Consider the following 18111-nt stretch of genomic DNA (forward strand, 5'->3'; position numbering starts at 1 on the left):
ATGGCACAGCCTGCTGACAAGAGAGGTCTCGCCTTCGCCGCGCTTGTCCTGGTGCTGGCGGCGGTGGGCATCTTCGTGACGATGTGGCCCGACGCGGAGCCCTCCCCGCCCGCCGTCGAGCAGGAGACGTCGGCGGGCCGTACGGGATCGGGGTCCTCCGCGGCGCCGGCGGCGGCCACGCCGCTGGCCACCGCCAGCAACGCGCCCTTCGACATCTACTCCTTCCTTCCGATGACCAAGCAGGAACTGGCGGCGGCGGCCGACCTGGCCGTGCGCTTCACCGCCGCCTACGGCACCTTCCGCTACGACGAGGACCCCGCCGCCTACGCCGACAGGCTGAAGGTGTTCACCACGGCCGGACTGGCCACCGTGCTGACCCGCACGATCAGCTCGCCCGTCACGGTCGAGACGAACAGGGCCGACGAGGTGGTCTCGCAGGCGACCGCGAAGGTCAAGGAGATCAGGCAGGTCGACAAGACCTCGATCGTCTTCGTCGTCATCGGCACCAGGGAGGTCTCCGCCAAGAGCGGGCCGACCAGGCGGGATGAGGAGTACGCGGTCACGATGCAGCAGATGGGTTCCGACTGGCGGGTCTTCGACCTGCAGCCCGCCGACGAGGGCCAGGATGGAGACAGCTCCGGGTGAACCTCTCCCCCCGCACGAAGATCGTCGGGGTGATCGGCCTCGCAGGGCTGGTGCTGGTGACGCTGATCATGTCCCCGATGTTGATGACCTCCTTCCCCTCCTTCATCAGCGGCGGAGGCCTGCCCGACTGCGAGGAGGTCACGCAGGAGAACGAGGCCGCCTCCGACGGCGCGACCTCTGACATCCCTCCCGACTACCTGGAGCTCTACCGGAAGTTCGGCAAGCAGATCGGTGTCCAGTGGACCATCCTGGCCGCCGTGGGCAAGCGCGAGACCGACCACGGACGCTCCACGCTGCCCGGCGTCCAGAGCGGCACCAACTACGCGGGTGCCGCCGGGCCCATGCAGTTCCTGGTCAGCACCTGGGGCGGGGCCAAGCGGATCAAGATCCCGTCGGAGTTCAACGGGTACGCCTCCGACGGTGACGGCGACGGATGGGGCGACATCTACAACCCCGCCGACGCGATCCTCGGCGCGGCCCGCATGCTCAAGCGCAACGGCGCGCCCGAGAACGTCAGGCGGTCGCTGTTCGTGTACAACCGGGCCTGGTGGTACGTCGACCAGGTCGAGGAGATCGCCCGCAAGTACGCCAAGGACGGGACCGTCAAGGTGCCGCCCCAGGCCGACGCCACCTGTGACGAGCCGCTCGTCGAGGCGGCGCCCAGCGACGTGGTGGCGAGGATCCTCGCCTACGCCCTGGACCAGCGCGGCAAGCCGTACCTGTGGGGCGGCACGGGACCCGACGCCTTCGACTGCTCGGGGATCATCTACATGGCCTACAGGAGCGTGGGGCTGTCGATCCCGCGCACCACGTTCGGGCAGTGGCCGTTCGGGGTGAAGGTCCCCGACGGCGAGGAGCAGCCGGGCGACCTGGTGTTCTTCAACGCCGGGCCCGGCACCAGGCCCGACAGCCCAGGACACGTCGGGATGGTCGTCTCCAAGGGCAAGATGATCGAGGCCAGGTGCCGGCTGTGCGGGCCGATCAAGGTGACCAGCTACCGAGGGCGTGACGCCATCGTGGGCTTCACCAGACCGCTGCAGAACCCCGACGTCATGAACCAGCTCAAGAAACTCGACTCCGCACTCTAGGGTTGGGGGCTTCGAAGGCGAGGAGACGCGATGACGATTGTGGTGGTGGGGGCGGCGATCGTCGCCGACGGAAGGCTGTTGGCCGCCCAGCGGGCCGAGCCGCCGGAGCTGGCGGGCGGGTGGGAGTTCCCCGGCGGCAAGGTCGACGAGGGCGAGAGCGACGAGGCGGCGCTGGTCAGGGAGTGCCAGGAGGAGCTCGGCGTGCTCGTCGAGATCGGCGAGCGGGTGGGCGGCGAGTGGCCGCTCGGCGACGACTACGTCATGCGGGTGTGGCTCGCCTCGCTGGTCTCGGGCGTACCTGAGGCCAAGGAGCACCTGGAGCTGCGCTGGCTCGCGCTCGACGAGCTCTACGACGTGCCCTGGCTGGCGGCCGACCTGCCGGTGGTGCGGGCCGTGGAGTTTATGCTTCGAGAGGGTTAAGCCGTTGCGGAGAGTGACATAACCCTTACTGGGCGTGTTGTAGGTTCGCGCCTGTAACGGGGAATCGGGGAAGCGCAGTGAGTTGGTGGCATCGCGCCCGAATCATGTCGGCGGTGGGGTCGGGGGCGCTGATCCTGGCGACCGCGTCGACCTCGGCGGCCGCGGGTTTCGACCCCTCTTCCGCCGGGCGTGTCGGGGACACCGCCGGGCGTCTCGGGGACATCGTCGGAAGGGCGAGCGGGTTCTCGCCGCCTGAGGGCTCGAGGAAGGCGCCGAAGGTGGGGCTCCGCGTGGAGCGCCTCGGCGACCCTGACCTGGGTCACTGGCTGCGCACGGGCGACGTGCTGCGCTTCAGGATCGCTGTCGAGGGGGAGGCCCGCGACGCCATGCTCGCGGTGGCGGCCAAGCCGTCCAAGGCGCTGTCCACGGTCGAGTGCGCCCCCCAGCCCGCCGCCGTGCCGTCCCCACAGACTCCGCAGCCTTCGCACGTTCAGCAGCCTCTGCAGGCTCCACAAGCCCCTCAGCTCTTGCATGCTCCGCAGGGCAGGGGGGCTGCGGTCTGTGCCCTCGGGGACGTCGCGGGGGAGCGCACGGTCGACGTCAGGCTCGTCGTGCCGAGCGGGGCGCAGGAGGTCGTGCTGGCCGCCGTCGCCCAGGTGCGCGATGAAGCCGGCGCGGACACCGAGATGGTCAGCAAGACCACCAGGGCGCGGGTCGCCATTCAGGCGCGGCCACTGACGTCCGACCCGATGACCGACATCGGAGGGTACGGCGGAGCGGGCATCGTCCCGCCTGTCCCACCGGCCCCGACCGGCACCCGCATGGTCACGCCCGCCTCGACCGGCGCCCGCATGGCGGGCTCGCTCGACGACCTCGCAGTGGCCGACGACACGGCCACGGACGAAGAGATCATGACGACGAGCCCCGACGGGGAGCTCGCGGTGGCCGCGCCGAGCTCGAGGGTGGTCGGCGCGGCGCAGAGCCTGCAGACTTCGGGCGGCGAGGTGGGCGAGGCCTGGTCGGGCGGCGAGGTGGGCGAGGCCTGGCTCGAGACGGTCGAGGCTCCCGCTTCCGGCGGCCCGTCCACGGGGGGTGCTCACGTGGATGAACCACATGCCGGTCTACGCGGCCCTCACCTCGAGATGCACGTGTTCTCGATGTTGACGTCGCAGGGCGGTCTGGTTGCGGGCTCGCTGCTGGGATCGCCTCCTGGACTGCTGCCGAGCGCGCTCGGCGAGGGACCGTCAGCCATGAACGGGGATTCGAGCGCTGTGGGCATCGACTCGCACATGACTCATCCCGGCTCACCCACCACCGTCGCCGACGCGCTCGCCACTGGCCGAAACCCGCTTCAGGGCGCGCCCGCCACAGGCGAGCACGGTCCAGGTGCGCCCGCCACAAGTGGGCATGTGAGTCCGGGTTCGCCTGCCACGAGCGGGCTTGTGGGTGCGGGTGCGCTCGCCACCAGCGGGCACGGTCCAGGTGCGCCCGCAACAAGTGGCGATGTGGGTCCGGGTTCGCCTGTCGCGGGCGGGCATGCGGATCCGAACTCACTCGCCGCCGGCGGGGACCCGCGTCCGGGTCTGCTCGCCACCGGCGCGCAGACGCAGTCGAACGCGCTTGTCCCCGGCGGCAACCCACGTCCCGGTTTGCCGACGGGAGGCGGAAATTCGCTGTCGAACTCGCTCGTTCCCGGCGTGGCCCCGAACGTTGTCGACGGCTTGGTCACCCAGGGCGCGGCCGTGTGGGATGTTGAGGGCGGGCCACGTTCCGCGGCTGCCGCCGCCGCCATCGCCACCGGACCTGGGGCTGTCGCCACAAGCCACGCGGGCACCGCCCCCGGACCTGGGGCAACCGCCACGGGCCTTCAGGGCACTGCTGCTGTACCTGGGGCAACTGCCACCGGACCACGAGCCACTGCCACCGCACCCGAAGCCGCCGCCATGGGACTTGAAGGGCGCCCCACCGCCACAGGGTCCAGGGCGACCGCCAGGGGCCGCAAGGGCACCGCCACCCGATCCCGGGCCGCCGCCAACGGATCCAAGGCCGCCGCAACGGGGCCCAAAGCCGCCGCGACCGGATCTAATGCCGCCGCGACCAGGCCCAATGCCCCCGCGACTGGTTCCAATGCCCCCGCGACCGGGTCCAATGCCCCCGCGACCGGGTCTAATACCGCCGGCCAAGGCTCGCGTGGTGATGGTGTGAAGGCGCTGGGGGAGGTGGGGACTCGTCAGGGCACTGCCACGTCGCAGCTCGCTGATTCCGGTGCTCCCCAGCTCGGCACCGCGCCGGTCGCGCCCAAGAGCACTACCCCCGATTCTGGTGCGAACGGGGGATTGTGGAACGATCCGCAATTGCGATTGCCGCAGGTGGCGCCGCATCAGCAGCCCAGCCCCAGCTCGTCGGCTGTCGCCGTGCCATTGCCTCGTGTGATCACGGCCCCTCCTGCGAAAGTCCAAGCTGAAGACCGGTGGGACCTCACCTCCGGTGCCAATGGGCTCCCCGTCGTGGGAGGCTGCCTCGTGCTGCTGCTCGGCGGACTCTGGGTGGTGGCGAAAGCAGAGAGAACCCGTATGCAGCGGAAAACTCAGCCGATGTTGTAAATCGGACTTTGCTGTTACATTTACCGCCCTAGTATTCTCTTTGACCAGGGTTCGGGAATGCGCGGAGGGCAGCGGTGGCACCGAGGCGACTGACAGCCGTGTCCGCCCTTCTGCTCTCCTTGGGCATCAGCGGCGGCGTGGTTCTCGCGGCAGTTCCGCTCATCGGTCAGGTCGCCAGCGCGTCGGTCGTGGTCAGGGATCCGGACCCCGGCGATGTGGTCCCTCCGTGTGACGCGGGCGAGACCTGCGAACCCACCGAGGTCGTCACCACGGTCACGATCACCACCACGCTCCCCACTCCGACGCCGACCCCGACCGACCCGGTGACCACCGTGACGACCACGGTGACCCCGACGCAGACGAAGAAGACGAGCAAGGCGCCCGAGCCGGAGAAGACCACGCCGGCGCCGACGACCCCGCCGGTGACGCAGGAACAGCCGGTGCAGCCGCCGCCCGTGGCTCCGACCACCGCCTCTGTCGTGCCGCCCACCACCGCCGAGCTCGAGCCGACGTTCTCCTTCCCCGCGGCGCAGGATCCCAGCACCGCGCAGGACACGGGAACGGGCACGCCCAGCACGGAGCCCACCGACTCCGAGCAACTGGTGGTGCGCAACGCGGCGCCCGAGTACAACCAGGTCGACCTCAGCCGCAAGCTCGGCATCCCCGCGCTCGTGCTGGTGCTGCTGGCGCTGTTCGCGGTGCTCATCTTCGAGGGCAGGCTGCGCAGGCTGGCCCACGCCGCCGCCGTCCGCAGGGCGGGACCGCAGGCGCCCGGCAGGCACCGCGGCGACGGCGCCCCCGAGCCGTACGGTTACCCGGCGGGCCCCGGCTTCGCGGGCGCGGTTCCGGCCTACGCGCCGATCATCAGCTTCGTGCCGGTGCAGACCTACCCCGGAGGGCCCGCGCAGTACGCGCCGGTCTACCAGCAGCCCTTCCCGCACGACCCGGCGATGTACGGCCAGCAGGGCCAGACGGCCGAGTACCCCGGCTACCCGCAGCACCCCGGACAGCCGCAGACCGCATACGGACAACCCGCATACACCGAACCCGCCTACACGCAGCCTGACTACTCGCAGCCGGGATACGAGCAGCCCGACCACACGCACTCGGGACACCAGCAGGCGGGCCCGCAGGACGACTACGCGCAGCGGGATCACGTCCAGCACGAGGAGCCCCTGGTCGAGCGGTTCGACGCCTTCCAGCCGCGCGAGTTCCACGTGGCGGGCGACGACCCTCTTCCCGCGGACCTGATGACGGGGCACGTGGGACGCGAAGACGACGCTCAGGCCTACCGCGACGGTTCGGCGGAGGACGACCCGGCGGGCCACCGTGACGGGCCGGCCGAAGGCGACGCGGGTTCCTCTGGGCATCTGGCGGAGGGCCGGGAGTACCGGGACCTGTTCGAGCCGCTGGTCGCACCGGACCAGGCGCCGCTGGGCGACATCCCGCCCGGAGGCGACGCTCCATTCGACGAGCCGCACCCGGGGCATCCGGTGGCATCCGCCCCGTTGGGCGTGGAGCCGAGCGACGCCGAGCCATGGCAGTACGGCGCCCCTCAGTACGACGCCCCGCGCTACGGCGATGCCTCGCAGTACGGCGACGCCCCGCGCTACGGCGATGCGCACGAGCAGGGCGACGTGCCCCAGTCCGGCCAGGCATCCCAGTACGGCGACGCCACGCCATACGGAGATCCCTCGCTCTACGGCGATGCGCGCAGGGACGACGAGGTCTCCCAGGATGACCAGACGTCGATCGTGCCGATGAGGGAGGATCGCGACCACCGCGAGTTCTGATCGCGGTGAGCGTCCGACGGCTCGTCACGGTGGGCGATCTGACGGCTCGCCGTTGCGGCGGGCAGCGAAGTCCTGCTGGGGAAGCGCACGGAGAGGGACGCAAGCCGGCGACGGCGGGCGGCGCCCGGGGCGCGACAGCCGTACGAACCGGGGCACGGGCAGCGGCGCGAGGGCGGGTCTCCGAACTTGAGCGCAAGCGCGGCGCGAAGGTGGGGCCATAGAAGCGTGGGCGAACCGGGCTCAGAAGCGTGGGCGGCGCTGCGGAGCCGGGCAGACGTGCGGGAGGCGGGACGAGCCCGGCTCGTGCAAGCGGCGGCCGGACAACATCTTCCCCGGGGCCGTGGGGGCGGGCGCGGCCCCGGGGGAGGGCGTCAGCTGCTCGGGCGGCGGAAGATCTTGCTGCCGAGCCAGACCAGCGGGTCGTACTTGCGGTCCACCACGCGCTCCTTCATCGGGATCAGCGCGTTGTCGGTGATCTTGATGTGCTCAGGGCAGACCTCGGTGCAGCACTTGGTGATGTTGCAGTACCCGAGCCCGTGATCCTTCTGCGCCGACTCCTTGCGGTCGGCCACGTCGTACGGGTGCATGTCCAGCTCCGCGATCCGCATGAGGAACCTGGGCCCCGAGAAGGCCGGCTTGTTCTCCTCGTGGTCGCGGATGACGTGGCAGACGTTGTTGCACATGAAGCACTCGATGCACTTGCGGAACTCCTGCGAGCGCTCCACGTCGATCTGCTTCATCCGGTACTCGCCCGGCCTGACGTCCGCCGGCGGCGTGAACGAGGGGACCTCACGGGCCTTCTGGTAGTTGAAGGACACGTCGCACACCAGGTCCTTGATGACGGGGAAGGTGCGCATCGGGGTGACCGTGATGGTCTCGTCCTCGGTGAAGGTGGACATCCGGGTCATGCAGCCAAGACGCGGCTTGCCGTTGATCTCCATGGAGCACGAGCCGCACTTGCCCGCCTTGCAGTTCCACCGTACGGCCAGGTCGGGCGCCTGGGTGGCCTGGAGGCGGTGGATGATGTCGAGGACGACCTCGCCCTCGTTGACCTCGACGGTGAAGTCCTCGAGCTTGCCCTCGCCGCCCTCACCGCGCCAGACCTTGAACTTCGCCTTGTAACTCATGAGAGCTCCTCGTCGGTGAGGTACTTCTTCAGCTCGCTCACCTCGAACAGGGCGAGCAGGTCTTCGCGCATCCCCGGCTGGATCTTCTCCTCGACCGTGACGGCGGAGCCGTCCCCGGTCGCGGCGCAGACGAGCAGTTTGCGGCGCCACTCGGGGTTCATGCCGGGGAAGTCGTCGCGGGTGTGCCCGCCTCGGCTCTCCTCGCGCAGCAGCGCGGCCTTGGCCACGCACTCGGAGACGAGCAGCATGTTGCGCAGGTCGAGCGCCAGGTGCCAGCCGGGGTTGTAGATGCGTCCTCCGGCCGCGCCGACGAGGTGGACGCGCTCCTTCAGCTTCTCCACGACCTCGAGCGCCTCGGAGATCTCCGAGGCCTTGCGGATGATGCCGACCAGGTCGTTCATGGTCCGCTGGAGCTCGGCGTGGACCTCGTAGGGGTTCTCGCCCGAGCGCTCGAGCGGGGCGAGCGCCTCGGCCCTCGCGCTGTCGACGCTCTCCTGGGAGACGGCGGGCCTCGAGGGGAGGGAGTCGACGTAGGCGGAGGCGCCGGCGCCCGCTCGCCGTCCGAACACCAGCAGGTCGGAGAGCGAGTTGCCGCCGAGCCTGTTGGAGCCGTGCATGCCGCCTGAGACCTCGCCCGCCGCGAACAGGCCGGGGACGGCCGCCGCGCCGGTGTCGGCGTCGACCTCGACGCCGCCCATGATGTAGTGGCAGGTCGGGCCCACCTGCATGGGCTCGGTGGTGATGTCGACGTCGGCCAGCTCCTTGAACTGGTGGTGCATCGACGGCAGCCGCTTGATGATCTCGGCGGCGGGGAGCCTGGTGGACACGTCGAGGAAGACGCCGCCCTGGGGCGAGCCGCGTCCGGCCTTCACCTCGGAGTTGATCGCTCTGGCGACCTCGTCACGCGGCAGCAGCTCCGGAGGGCGGCGGTTGTTGGCCTGGTCGGTGTACCAGCGGTCGCCCTCATCCTCGGTGGTGGCGTACTTGTCCTTGAACACCTCGGGGATGTAGTTGAACATGAAGCGCTCGCCGAGTGAGTTGCGCAGCACGCCGCCGTCGCCGCGGACCGACTCGGTGACCAGGATGCCGCGCACCGACGGCGGCCACACCATGCCGGTCGGGTGGAACTGGATGAACTCCATGTTGATGAGCTTCGCCCCCGCCAGCAGGGCCAGGGCGTGCCCGTCTCCCGTGTACTCCCAGGAGTTGGAGGTCACCACGTACGACTTGCCGATGCCGCCGGTGGCCAGCACGATCGCGGGCGCGTCGAAGAGCACGAGGTTGCCGGTCTCGCGCCAGTAGCCGAAGGCGCCGGAGATGGCGTCGCCGTCCTTGAGCAGGCGGGTGACCGTGCACTCGGCGAAGACCTTGATGTAGGCCTCGTAGTCGCCGTGGGTCTCGTAGTCCTCCTGCTGGAGGGCGACCACCCGCTGCTGGAGGGTGCGGATCAGCTCCAGTCCCGTACGGTCGCCGACGTGCGCCAGGCGGGGGTACTCGTGCCCGCCGAAGTTGCGCTGGCTGATCTTGCCGTCCTTGGTGCGGTCGAACAGCGCGCCCCACGCCTCGAGCTCCCACACCCGGTCGGGAGCCTCCTTGGCGTGCAGTTCGGCCATGCGCCAGTTGTTGAGGAACTTGCCGCCGCGCATGGTGTCGCGGAAGTGCACCATCCAGTTGTCGTCGGAGTTGACGTTGCCCATGGCCGCGGCCGCGCCGCCCTCGGCCATGACCGTGTGGGCCTTGCCGAACAGCGACTTGCACACGATGGCGGTGCGCTTGCCTTGCTGACGAGCCTCGATGGCGGCCCGAAGACCCGCGCCGCCTGCGCCGATGACGACGACGTCGTATTCGTGACGCTCGATTTCCACTTGTTGGGATCCTTACGCGTACGGGAAGTTGATGATGCCCTTGGCCACGAGACGGACGTAGAAGTCCGCGCCCATCACCGAGAACATCGACGCCCAGGCGAGCGGCTGGTGCTTGGCGTTGAGCTTGGAGATGAACGTCCAGGCCCTGTAGCGCACCGGATGCCGGGAGAAGTGGTTGAGCCGCCCGGCGGTGATGTGCCTGCAGGAGTGGCACGAGAGCGTGTAGGCCACGATCAGGGCCGCGTTGATCAGCAGGATCCAGGTGCCGACTCCGAGTGGCTTGTGGATCAGCGCGAGGATCGCGTCGTAGGTGAGGACGGCGCCGATGACGATCGCGCCGTAGAAGAAGTACCGGTGGATGTTCTGGATGATCAGCGGGAAGCGGGTCTCGCCCGTGTACTTGCCGTGCGGTTCCTGGACGGCGCAGGCGGGCGGGGACAGCCAGAACGAGCGGTAGTAGGACTTGCGGTAGTAGTAGCACGTCAACCGGAAGCCACCGGGCAGGCCGAGGATCAGCAGGCCGGCGGGCAAGGTGTACCAGTCCCCGATCGGGGCCCACCCGAACAGGCGCGCACCTTCGGGACACGTCGCCTCGGCCAGGCACGGCGAGGAGAACGGAGCGATGTAAGGCTCGATGTAGATGCTCGGGTCGAATACGGCCCACACGCCGTAGACGAGGAACGAGGCCAGCCCCAAAAAGGTCAGTAGCGGGGCGAGCCACCATCGGTCCGTGCGGAACGTGCGCACCTTCACCTGTGCGCGTTGTCTTCTGACCTGGGGTTCAGGGGTCGTCTGGGTCATCGCGGATCTCTCCACCTCCCGCGGAATGGCTGCTGCGAGGGTGGTGGAATCACTCGCCTCTCGCGCATTGGTGGGGGATACGTTACGACGGCGGCATCGGGTTTTGTGAGAAGGGTCACTCACTTTTTCGATGGCCGCATGTGATTCCTGTCACCCCACTGTCAGAAGCGCTGCCCCAAAGACGGGAGCTTAACCACGCCGACAAAGAAATCATCGATTTGCCGGACAACCCGGATGAACTGATGAAAATCCACCGGTTTCGCCACATATGCATTGGCGTGCAGGCTGTAGCTGCGGACGATGTCCTCCTCGGCCTCCGAGGTGGTCAGCACCACGATCGGGATGCTGCGCAGATCGGGGTCACCCTTGACATCGGCCAGCACCTCCCTGCCGTCCTTGCGCGGCAGGTTGAGGTCGAGCAGCATCATGTCCGGTCTGGGGGCCGAGGCGTAGCCGCCCTGCCTGCGCAGGAAGGCCATGGCCTCCTCGCCGTCGCTGACCACGTGCAGGCGGGTGCGGACGTGGTTGAGCTCGAAGGCCTCTCGGGTCAGGAGCACGTCGCCCGGGTCGTCCTCGACGAGCAGCACGTCGAGGGGGCTCGAGTGGTTCATCCATGGCTCCTGCCTGGCAGAGTCCACCGCACGGTGGTGCCGTGACCCTCCCGCTCCTGACTGTCCAACCAGATCCTGCCCCCGTGATACTCCACGATCTTCCTGCACAGGGCCAACCCGATGCCCGTGCCGGGATAGCGGTCACGGGTGTGCAGGCGCTGGAAGATGAGGAAGACCTTGTCAGCGTACTTCTCCTCGATGCCGATGCCGTTGTCCGCGCAGGAGAACTCCCACATGTCGTCCCCGCTCTCGCGCGCCTCGATGCGGACGGTCGGCGGCTCGTCGGCCCTGAACTTGATCGCGTTGCTGATGAGGTTCTGGAAGAGCTGGGTGAGCTGGGTCCTGTTGCCGACGACCTCGGGCAACGGGCCGTGGGAGACGTCCGCGCCCGACTCCTCCACCCGCACGGCGAGGTTGTGCAGCGCGTCGGCCAGCGGGAGCGCGCTGTCGAGCGGCACCTTCTCCGCGCCGACCCTGCCGACCCTGGAGAAGTCGAGCAGGTCGTTGATGAGCAGCTGCATCCGCTTGGCGCCGTCGACCGCGAAGGCGATGTACTGCTTGGCCTTGTCGTCGAGCTGGTCGCCGTAGCGCTGCTCCAGCATCTGGGTGAAGCTGGCGACCTTGCGCAGCGGCTCCTGCAGGTCGTGGCTGGCCACGTAGGCGAACTGCTCCAGCTCGCCGTTCGAGCGCCGGAGCTCCTGCGCCTGCTCCTCCGAGGCGCGCCACTGGGCCAGGATCCTGCGGCGCATCGCGTCGATGTGGCCCGACAGCTCCGACAGCTCAGCGGGACGGTCGACCTTGAGCGAGCGGTCGAAGTCGCCTTGGGCGACCGCGCGGACCTGCGAGGTCAGCTCGGCCACGGGGCGCAGCACCACGTGCCTGACGATCACGCCGAGCAGGATGAGCACCCCCACCAGGACGGCCGCCAGCAGGCCGAGAGCGAAGGTGAAGCTGCCGGCCCGCTGCTCCAGCTGCTGGGATCTGGAGGCGTGCAGCGACTCGAGATGGGTGCGCTGGATGTTGAGCGCCGCCCTGACCTCGCCGAACCTGATGCTGTTGACCTTCGCGTTCTCCCTCGTCAGGGCCGCGCCCCCGAGGACGGGCTCGGCGTACTGCGCGCGCCACTCGGCGCTCGCCCGCCTGATGGCCTCGAGCCTGTGGCCGGGCACGAGCCCGGCGACGCGGTCGACGGCGCGGTCCTCGTCGGCCCGCGCCTGCCGGTAGGCGGACAGGTACTGGCGGTCCGAGGTCAGGCCGAAGCTCCTGATCGCGCCCTCCTGCGCCGCCAGGGCCACCGACAGGTCGAGCGTGGCCAGCGCGGCGGGGTCCACGACGTCGATCACCTCGTGCCTGGCCTCGGAGAGCCGCGCGAGCGTGCCGGTGGTGAGCGTCGCCCCTGCCACCAGGACGAGCAGGCCGACGATCCCGGCGAACATGAACCAGCGGCCGATGGGCAGCTTGCCGTACCCGGTGGGCGGGTTGGGCGGAGGCAGCGGTCGAGGGCGGGCCATCGCTCACCCCTTCCTGGAGATCAGCACGGCGGCGAGGTCGTCGGAGAGGGCCTCCCTGTTGATCTCGGTCACCCTGTCGATGATCCGGTCGAGGTCGATGCCGCCGTGTTCGTCGATGATCCGCAGCAGCCCGTCGGTGCCCAGCAGGTCGGGCCCGCCGCCGACGGTCGCCTCGGTCAGCCCGTCGGTGTAGAGGAGCATCGACCACTCCTCGCCGAGCGGCACGTCGATGGCGCGCCAGGCAACTTCGGGGAAGATGCCGAGAGGCGGACCCGAAGGCCCGCCTCGCACCACGTCGAGCCGGCCCTCTCTGATCAGGACGGGTGGCGGGTGGCCGACCAGGTGCATGGTCGCGTGACGCAGCGAGGGGTCGATGGTGGCGGTGCAGAGCGTGGTGAAGATCTCCGGTGACCTGCGCTCGTGCTTGAGCACGGTGTCGAGCGTCTGGAGCGCCTCGTTGCCGTGGATGCCCGCCAGCGTCAGCGTCCGCCAGGCGATGCGCAGCGCCACGCCGAGCGCCGCCTCGTCGGGGCCGTGCCCGCACACGTCGCCGATGACGGTGTGGATCGCGCCGTCGGAGCCCTGCACGGTGTCGTAGAAGTCGCCTGCCAGCAGGGAGCGCTGCCGTCCTGGGAGGTAGCGGCACTGATGGGCGACGGGGCCCTGCGGCAGCAGCGGCACGGGCAGCAGGCCGTACTCCAGGCGGGTGTTCTCCCTGCTGGTCAGCTCCGACTGGATGAGCCGCTGGTGGGCGAGGTCGGCGCGCTTGCGCTCGATGGCGTAGCGGATGGCCCTGGCCAGCAGGCGGGCGTCGACGTCCTGCTTGACGAGGAAGTCCTCGGCGCCCTCGGCCACCGCCGCGATGCCCACGTGCGCGTCGTTGAGCCCGGTCAGCACGAGCACGGCGACGTCGGGCGCCATGGCCAGCACCTCGCGCAGCGCCTCCATGCCGTCGGCGTCGGGCAGCGACAGGTCGACGAGCACGCACTGGATGTCGCGGTTGAAGCGCTGTCTGGCCTCGGCGATGCTGCGCGCCCAGGTGATCGTGGGCGGCTTCTCCACTTCCTGGAGCAGCTCCTCGACCAGGAAGGCATCGCCCGCGTCATCCTCGATCAGCAGCAGGGGCGGCATCTCTGGCAGGCCGTGTGCTGTCACGTACACCTCTGATGAGCTCGACACCTTGGGGTAGTTCGCCCCCATGTTCCGCTTCCGCGAGGAAGAAGAGCAAGGTAGCGCGAAAGGCCTGCGCGGCCCTGGTCGGTTCGACGTCCTTCCGGTGGGCGAGGGCGATCGTACGGCGCAGCCCGGGCGGCGCCAGCGGGATGCCCGTCAGCCCGGGACGCCCGTCCAGCACCATCGAGGGCACCACCGCCACGCCAAGGCCGGCCTCGACGAAGCGAAGCACGGCGTCCATCTCGCCGCCCTCGACCGCGAACCTGGGCTCGAACCCCGCCTGCCTGCAGGCGGCCAGCGTGGCCTCCCGCAGGTCATAGCCCCGCCTGAACATCACCATCGGCCGCCCGCGCAGGTCTTCGATCCGAAGGTACTGCCTGCGGACCCTTGCGTGTGAAGGCGAGGCGACCACGAGGTTCTCCCGCAGGATCTCCTCCGTCACCAGCGCGGGGTCGTCGCTCTGCAGCGGCATGATGATGACAGAGAGGTCGAGCTGCCCTCTGGCGAGCGCTCTGACCAGGTCGCGGGAGCCGCCCTCCTCGACGAGCAGCTCGATCCCCGGGTACTCACGATGAAAGCGGGCCAGCGCGTCGGCCAGCAGGCCCGCGCAGAGCGAGGGGGTGGCGCCGAGCCGTACCCTGCCTCTTCGGAGCCCCGCCAGCTCGGCGACCTCCTGGCGGGCGGTGTCGGCGTCGGCCAGCATCCTGCGCGCCAGCGGTAGCAGGGACTCGCCCGCGGGCGTCAGCGTGACGTTTCCCCTCGCGCGGGAGAACAGCGGCGCGCCCAGCTCGGTCTCCAGCGCCTTGATCTGCTTGCTCAGCGACGGCTGCGCGACACGCATCCGCTCGGCGGCCTGGGTGAAGTGCCTCGTCTCCGCCACCGCGACGAAGTAGGCGAGCTGCTGGAGCTGCACTTTCCACAGCGTACGGGGTGTGAGATTGATCGCACCGACGCGGGGCCAAGCCGTGTCCTGCCGGACAAATAGCCGTTGGCTATCGAAACCAGAACCATGATGACTTGGACGGATAACCGCAGCGTAATTAGCGTCGGAAGACGTGACAGCCACGATTGAGCGCGGGTCCGCCACCGCGCCGGTTACCTCCCCCGCGAAGGCTTCCCAGCCTTCAACGCCCAAGAAGACCGGCGGGTTCCTGGGCTCCTCCAACGGCAAGAAGGTCGTGATGGCCGTCACGGGCGCCATCATGGTCGGCTTCCTCGCGTTGCACATGCTGGGCAACCTCAAGATCTTCCTCGGCAACGACTCCTTCAACGAGTACGCGCACGCGCTCCGCACGCTGGGCGAGCCGCTGGTGCCGTACCGGACGGTGCTGACCGTCCTTGAGGCGATCCTGCTGATCAGCGTCGTGCTGCACATGTGGGCCGCGATCTCCCTGGCCCGCCGCGCGGGCAGGGCGCGGCCGGTGAAGTACGTCGCCAAGAAGTCGCAGGCGCAGGGCTACACCACGCACATCATGCGCTGGGGCGGCGTGACGATCGCGCTCTACCTCGTCTGGCACCTGCTCGACCTGACCTTCGGTGTGGTCAACCCCAAGGGCTTCGACTCCTCGCCGGCCGACCGGATGATCGCCGGGTTCCAGCCTGAGCGCTGGTGGGTCACCCTCATCTACGTCATCGCGCTGGTCATGGTCGGCCTGCACCTGCGTCACGGTCTGTGGAGCGGCTTCCAGACCCTCGGCTGGGCCAAGGACCGCCAGCGGACGCTCAAGCTCGCCGCCGGCGCCGTCTCCGCCGTGATCGTCCTGGGCTTCCTGGCCCCGCCCATCGCCATCATGATCGGATTCGGCAAGTGAAGTACACAGAGGGCGCGGAGATCCGCGACACCAAGGCTCCCGCCGGTCCCATCGAGGAGCGCTGGGAGAAGCGGAAGTTCAGCGCCAAGCTGGTCAACCCGGCCAACAAGCGCAAGCTCCAGGTGATCGTGGTGGGCACCGGTCTGGCGGGCGGCTCGGCCGCCGCGACCCTGGGCGAGCTGGGCTACAACGTGAAGTCCTTCTGTTACCAGGACTCCCCGCGCCGCGCGCACTCCATCGCCGCGCAGGGCGGGATCAACGCCGCGAAGAACTACAGGGGCGACGGCGACTCGATCTACCGGCTGTTCTACGACACGGTGAAGGGCGGCGACTTCCGCGCCCGCGAGTCGAACGTCTACCGCCTGGCCCAGGTGTCGGTGAACATCATCGACCAGGCCGTCGCGCAGGGTGTCCCGTTCGCCCGTGAGTACGGCGGGCTGCTCGACACCCGCTCCTTCGGCGGCGCGCAGGTCTCCCGCACCTTCTACGCCAGGGGCCAGACGGGCCAGCAGCTGCTGCTGGGCGCCTACCAGGCGCTGGAGCGGCAGGTCGCGGCGGGCACCGTGGAGATGTTCACCAGGCACGAGATGCTCGAGCTGATCGTCTCCGACGGCAGGGCGCGCGGCATCATCGTGCGCGACATGGTCACCGGCGAGATCGAGCGGCACATGGCCGACGCGGTCGTGCTGGCCACCGGCGGCTACGGCAACGTCTTCTACCTGTCCACGAACGCCAAGGGCTGCAACACCACGGCGATCTGGCGGGCGCACGAGCAGGGCGCCTACTTCGCCAACCCCTGCTACACGCAGATCCACCCGACCTGCATCCCGGTGTCCGGCGAGTACCAGTCGAAGCTGACGCTGATGTCGGAGTCGTTGCGCAACGACGGCAGGGTCTGGGTCCCGGTGGCGGCAGGCGACACGCGCGCCCCCGGCGACATCCCCGAGGCCGAGCGCGACTACTACCTGGAGCGGATCTACCCCGCCTTCGGCAACCTGGTCCCTCGCGACATCGCCTCCCGCGCCGCCAAGAACGTCTGCGACGAGGGACGCGGTGTCGGCCCCGGCGGGCTGGGCGTCTACCTCGACTTCCGCGACGCGATCAACCGGCTCGGCCGCGACGCGGTGGAGAAGAAGTACGGCAACCTCTTCGAGATGTACGAGCGCATCACCGGCGAGGACCCCTACACCCAGCCGATGCGCATCTACCCCGCCGTGCACTACACGATGGGCGGCCTGTGGGTGGACTACGACCTGCAGTCCACGGTCCCGGGGCTGTTCGTGATCGGCGAGGCGAACTTCTCCGACCACGGCGCCAACCGCCTGGGCGCCTCCGCCCTGATGCAGGGGCTGGCCGACGGCTACTTCGTCCTGCCGACCACCATCGGCGACTACCTGGCCAACGGCCCGTACGGCGAGGTCGACGAGGAGGTCGTCGCCGAGGCCGAGATCAAGGTCCGCACGAAGATCGACAAGCTGCTGTCGATCAACGGCACCCGCACCCCCGACTCCTTCCACAGGGAGCTCGGCAGGATCATGTGGGAGTACTGCGGCATGGAGCGCACCGAGGAGTCGCTGCGCAAGGCCCTGGAGCTGATCCCCTCGCTGCGCGAGGAGTTCTGGCGCGACGTCAAGGTCTCCGGCACCGCGGAGGAGCTGAACCAGGTGCTGGAGAAGGCGGGGCGCGTCGCCGACTTCTTCGACCTGGCCGAGCTCATGTGCCTGGACGCGCTGGTGCGCACCGAGTCGTGCGGCGGCCACTTCCGCGCAGAGTCGCAGGACGCCGACGGTGAGGCCCTGCGCGACGACGAGCACTTCGCCCATGTGTCGGCGTGGGAGCACACCCCCGAGGGGCCCGTGCTGCACAAGGAACCGCTCGAGTACGAGTACGTCAAGATGAGCCAGCGGAGCTACAAGTGAACCTCACCCTTAAGGTCTGGCGTCAGAGCGGTCCCAAGGACTCCGGCCGGATGGTGACCTACCAGGCCAAGGACGTCTCTCCCGACATGTCCTTCCTGGAGATGCTCGACGTCGTCAACGAGCAGCTGATCCTGGCGGGCGACGACCCGATCGCCTTCGACCACGACTGCCGCGAGGGCATCTGTGGCATGTGCGGCATGGTCATCAACGGTGTCGCGCACGGCGAGCAGCGCGCCACCACGACGTGCCAGCTGCACATGCGTCACTTCGAGGACGGCGCCACCGTCACCATCGAGCCGTGGAGGGCCGCGCCCTTCCCGGTGGTGAAGGACCTGGTCGTGGACAGGTCGGTCTTCGACCGCATCATCCAGGCTGGCGGGTTCGTCTCGGTCCCCGCCGGTTCGGCGCCCGACGCCCACAGCCTGCCCGTGCGCAAGGAGGACGCCGACGACGCCTTCGACGCGGCCACCTGCATCGGCTGCGGCGCCTGCGTCGCGGCCTGCCCGAACGGCTCGGCCTCGCTGTTCACCGCGGCGAAGATCACCCACCTCTCCCTGCTGCCGCAGGGCCAGCCCGAGCGGATCGCCAGGGCCAAGTCGATGGTGGACCAGATGGACGCCGAGGGCTTCGGCGGATGCACCAACACCGGCGAGTGCACGGCCGTCTGCCCGAAGGGCATCCCGCTGGACACGATCGCCAAGATGAACAGCGACTACCTCAAGGCCAACGCCAAGTAGGTCCTCG

15 protein-coding genes are annotated in these 18111 nt (G+C 69.3%); 8 read left to right on the plus strand and 7 right to left on the minus strand.

Annotated elements, in window-relative coordinates; translation table 11 throughout:
• From ABFX55_RS42115 to ABFX55_RS42135, 5 genes are all read left to right on the plus strand, one after another.
• A complete protein-coding gene (locus tag ABFX55_RS42115; protein ID WP_346129087.1) occupies positions 1-645 on the plus strand; it encodes a hypothetical protein in 645 nt (214 codons plus the stop codon).
• Positions 642-1733, plus strand: a complete 1092-nt coding sequence (locus tag ABFX55_RS42120; protein ID WP_346129088.1) for a C40 family peptidase — start codon at positions 642-644, stop codon at positions 1731-1733. The genes ABFX55_RS42115 and ABFX55_RS42120 overlap by 4 nt, the downstream gene beginning before the upstream one ends.
• 30 nt (positions 1734-1763) lie before the next feature.
• Positions 1764-2153 (plus strand): (deoxy)nucleoside triphosphate pyrophosphohydrolase, encoded by a 390-nt coding sequence (locus ABFX55_RS42125; protein WP_346129089.1) that lies wholly within the window; start codon positions 1764-1766, stop codon positions 2151-2153.
• A gap of 290 nt (positions 2154-2443) precedes the next feature.
• Positions 2444-4756, plus strand: coding sequence for a hypothetical protein (locus tag ABFX55_RS42130; RefSeq protein WP_346129091.1), 2313 nt, complete (start codon positions 2444-2446; stop codon positions 4754-4756).
• 98 nt (positions 4757-4854) lie between these two features.
• Positions 4855-6549 (plus strand): hypothetical protein, encoded by a 1695-nt coding sequence (locus ABFX55_RS42135; protein ID WP_346129092.1) that lies wholly within the window; start codon positions 4855-4857, stop codon positions 6547-6549.
• Positions 6550-6920: 371 nt separating this feature from the next.
• On the opposite strand, the gene ABFX55_RS42140 is transcribed toward ABFX55_RS42135, so the two are convergent.
• From ABFX55_RS42140 to ABFX55_RS42170, 7 genes are all read right to left on the minus strand, one after another.
• Positions 6921-7676, minus strand: a complete 756-nt coding sequence (locus ABFX55_RS42140; RefSeq protein WP_183655462.1) for a succinate dehydrogenase/fumarate reductase iron-sulfur subunit — start codon at positions 7674-7676, stop codon at positions 6921-6923.
• Complete coding sequence (locus ABFX55_RS42145; protein WP_346129093.1) at positions 7673-9541, minus strand: fumarate reductase/succinate dehydrogenase flavoprotein subunit; 1869 nt, start codon at positions 9539-9541, stop codon at positions 7673-7675. The genes ABFX55_RS42140 and ABFX55_RS42145 overlap by 4 nt, the downstream gene beginning before the upstream one ends.
• Before the next feature lie 12 nt (positions 9542-9553).
• Entirely contained in the window at positions 9554-10342 is a 789-nt protein-coding gene (locus ABFX55_RS42150) for a hypothetical protein (protein ID WP_183655466.1), read from the minus strand.
• A gap of 161 nt (positions 10343-10503) precedes the next feature.
• Complete coding sequence (locus tag ABFX55_RS42155) at positions 10504-10953, minus strand: response regulator (RefSeq protein WP_346129095.1); 450 nt, start codon at positions 10951-10953, stop codon at positions 10504-10506.
• A complete protein-coding gene (locus ABFX55_RS42160) occupies positions 10950-12464 on the minus strand; it encodes a sensor histidine kinase (RefSeq protein WP_346129097.1) in 1515 nt (504 codons plus the stop codon). The genes ABFX55_RS42155 and ABFX55_RS42160 overlap by 4 nt, the downstream gene beginning before the upstream one ends.
• A 3-nt stretch (positions 12465-12467) precedes the next feature.
• The gene (locus ABFX55_RS42165; RefSeq protein ID WP_346129099.1) at positions 12468-13619 is read right to left on the minus strand and encodes a SpoIIE family protein phosphatase; all 1152 of its coding nucleotides are present in this window, start codon (positions 13617-13619) and stop codon (positions 12468-12470) included.
• Positions 13567-14550, minus strand: a complete 984-nt coding sequence (locus ABFX55_RS42170) for a LysR substrate-binding domain-containing protein (protein ID WP_183655474.1) — start codon at positions 14548-14550, stop codon at positions 13567-13569. Before ABFX55_RS42170 ends, ABFX55_RS42165 begins: the two co-directional genes overlap by 53 nt.
• Before the next feature lie 142 nt (positions 14551-14692).
• Between ABFX55_RS42170 and ABFX55_RS42175 the strand changes: the two genes are divergently transcribed.
• The 3 genes from ABFX55_RS42175 to ABFX55_RS42185 are packed head-to-tail and all read left to right on the plus strand — an operon-like array spanning position 14693 to position 18104.
• A complete protein-coding gene (locus ABFX55_RS42175) occupies positions 14693-15448 on the plus strand; it encodes a succinate dehydrogenase cytochrome b subunit (RefSeq protein ID WP_346129101.1) in 756 nt (251 codons plus the stop codon).
• Entirely contained in the window at positions 15445-17367 is a 1923-nt protein-coding gene (locus tag ABFX55_RS42180) for a fumarate reductase/succinate dehydrogenase flavoprotein subunit (protein WP_346129103.1), read from the plus strand. The genes ABFX55_RS42175 and ABFX55_RS42180 overlap by 4 nt, the downstream gene beginning before the upstream one ends.
• A complete protein-coding gene (locus ABFX55_RS42185) occupies positions 17364-18104 on the plus strand; it encodes a succinate dehydrogenase/fumarate reductase iron-sulfur subunit (RefSeq protein WP_346129105.1) in 741 nt (246 codons plus the stop codon). The genes ABFX55_RS42180 and ABFX55_RS42185 overlap by 4 nt, the downstream gene beginning before the upstream one ends.
• Positions 18105-18111 lie beyond the last annotated feature (7 nt).

The sequence above is a fragment of the Nonomuraea roseola genome, assembly GCF_039535395.1.
GTDB lineage: Bacteria > Actinomycetota > Actinomycetes > Streptosporangiales > Streptosporangiaceae > Nonomuraea > Nonomuraea roseola.

Coding starts and splice junctions, on each gene's coding strand:
- ABFX55_RS42115 (WP_346129087.1), top strand. CDS start 1: ATGGCACAGCCTGCTGACAAGAGAGGTCTCGCCTTCGCCGCGCTTGTC.
- ABFX55_RS42125 (WP_346129089.1), top strand. CDS start 1,764: ATGACGATTGTGGTGGTGGGGGCGGCGATCGTCGCCGACGGAAGGCTG.
- ABFX55_RS42140 (WP_183655462.1), bottom strand. CDS start 7,676: ATGAGTTACAAGGCGAAGTTCAAGGTCTGGCGCGGTGAGGGCGGCGAG.
- ABFX55_RS42150 (WP_183655466.1), bottom strand. CDS start 10,342: ATGACCCAGACGACCCCTGAACCCCAGGTCAGAAGACAACGCGCACAG.
- ABFX55_RS42155 (WP_346129095.1), bottom strand. CDS start 10,953: ATGAACCACTCGAGCCCCCTCGACGTGCTGCTCGTCGAGGACGACCCG.
- ABFX55_RS42160 (WP_346129097.1), bottom strand. CDS start 12,464: ATGGCCCGCCCTCGACCGCTGCCTCCGCCCAACCCGCCCACCGGGTAC.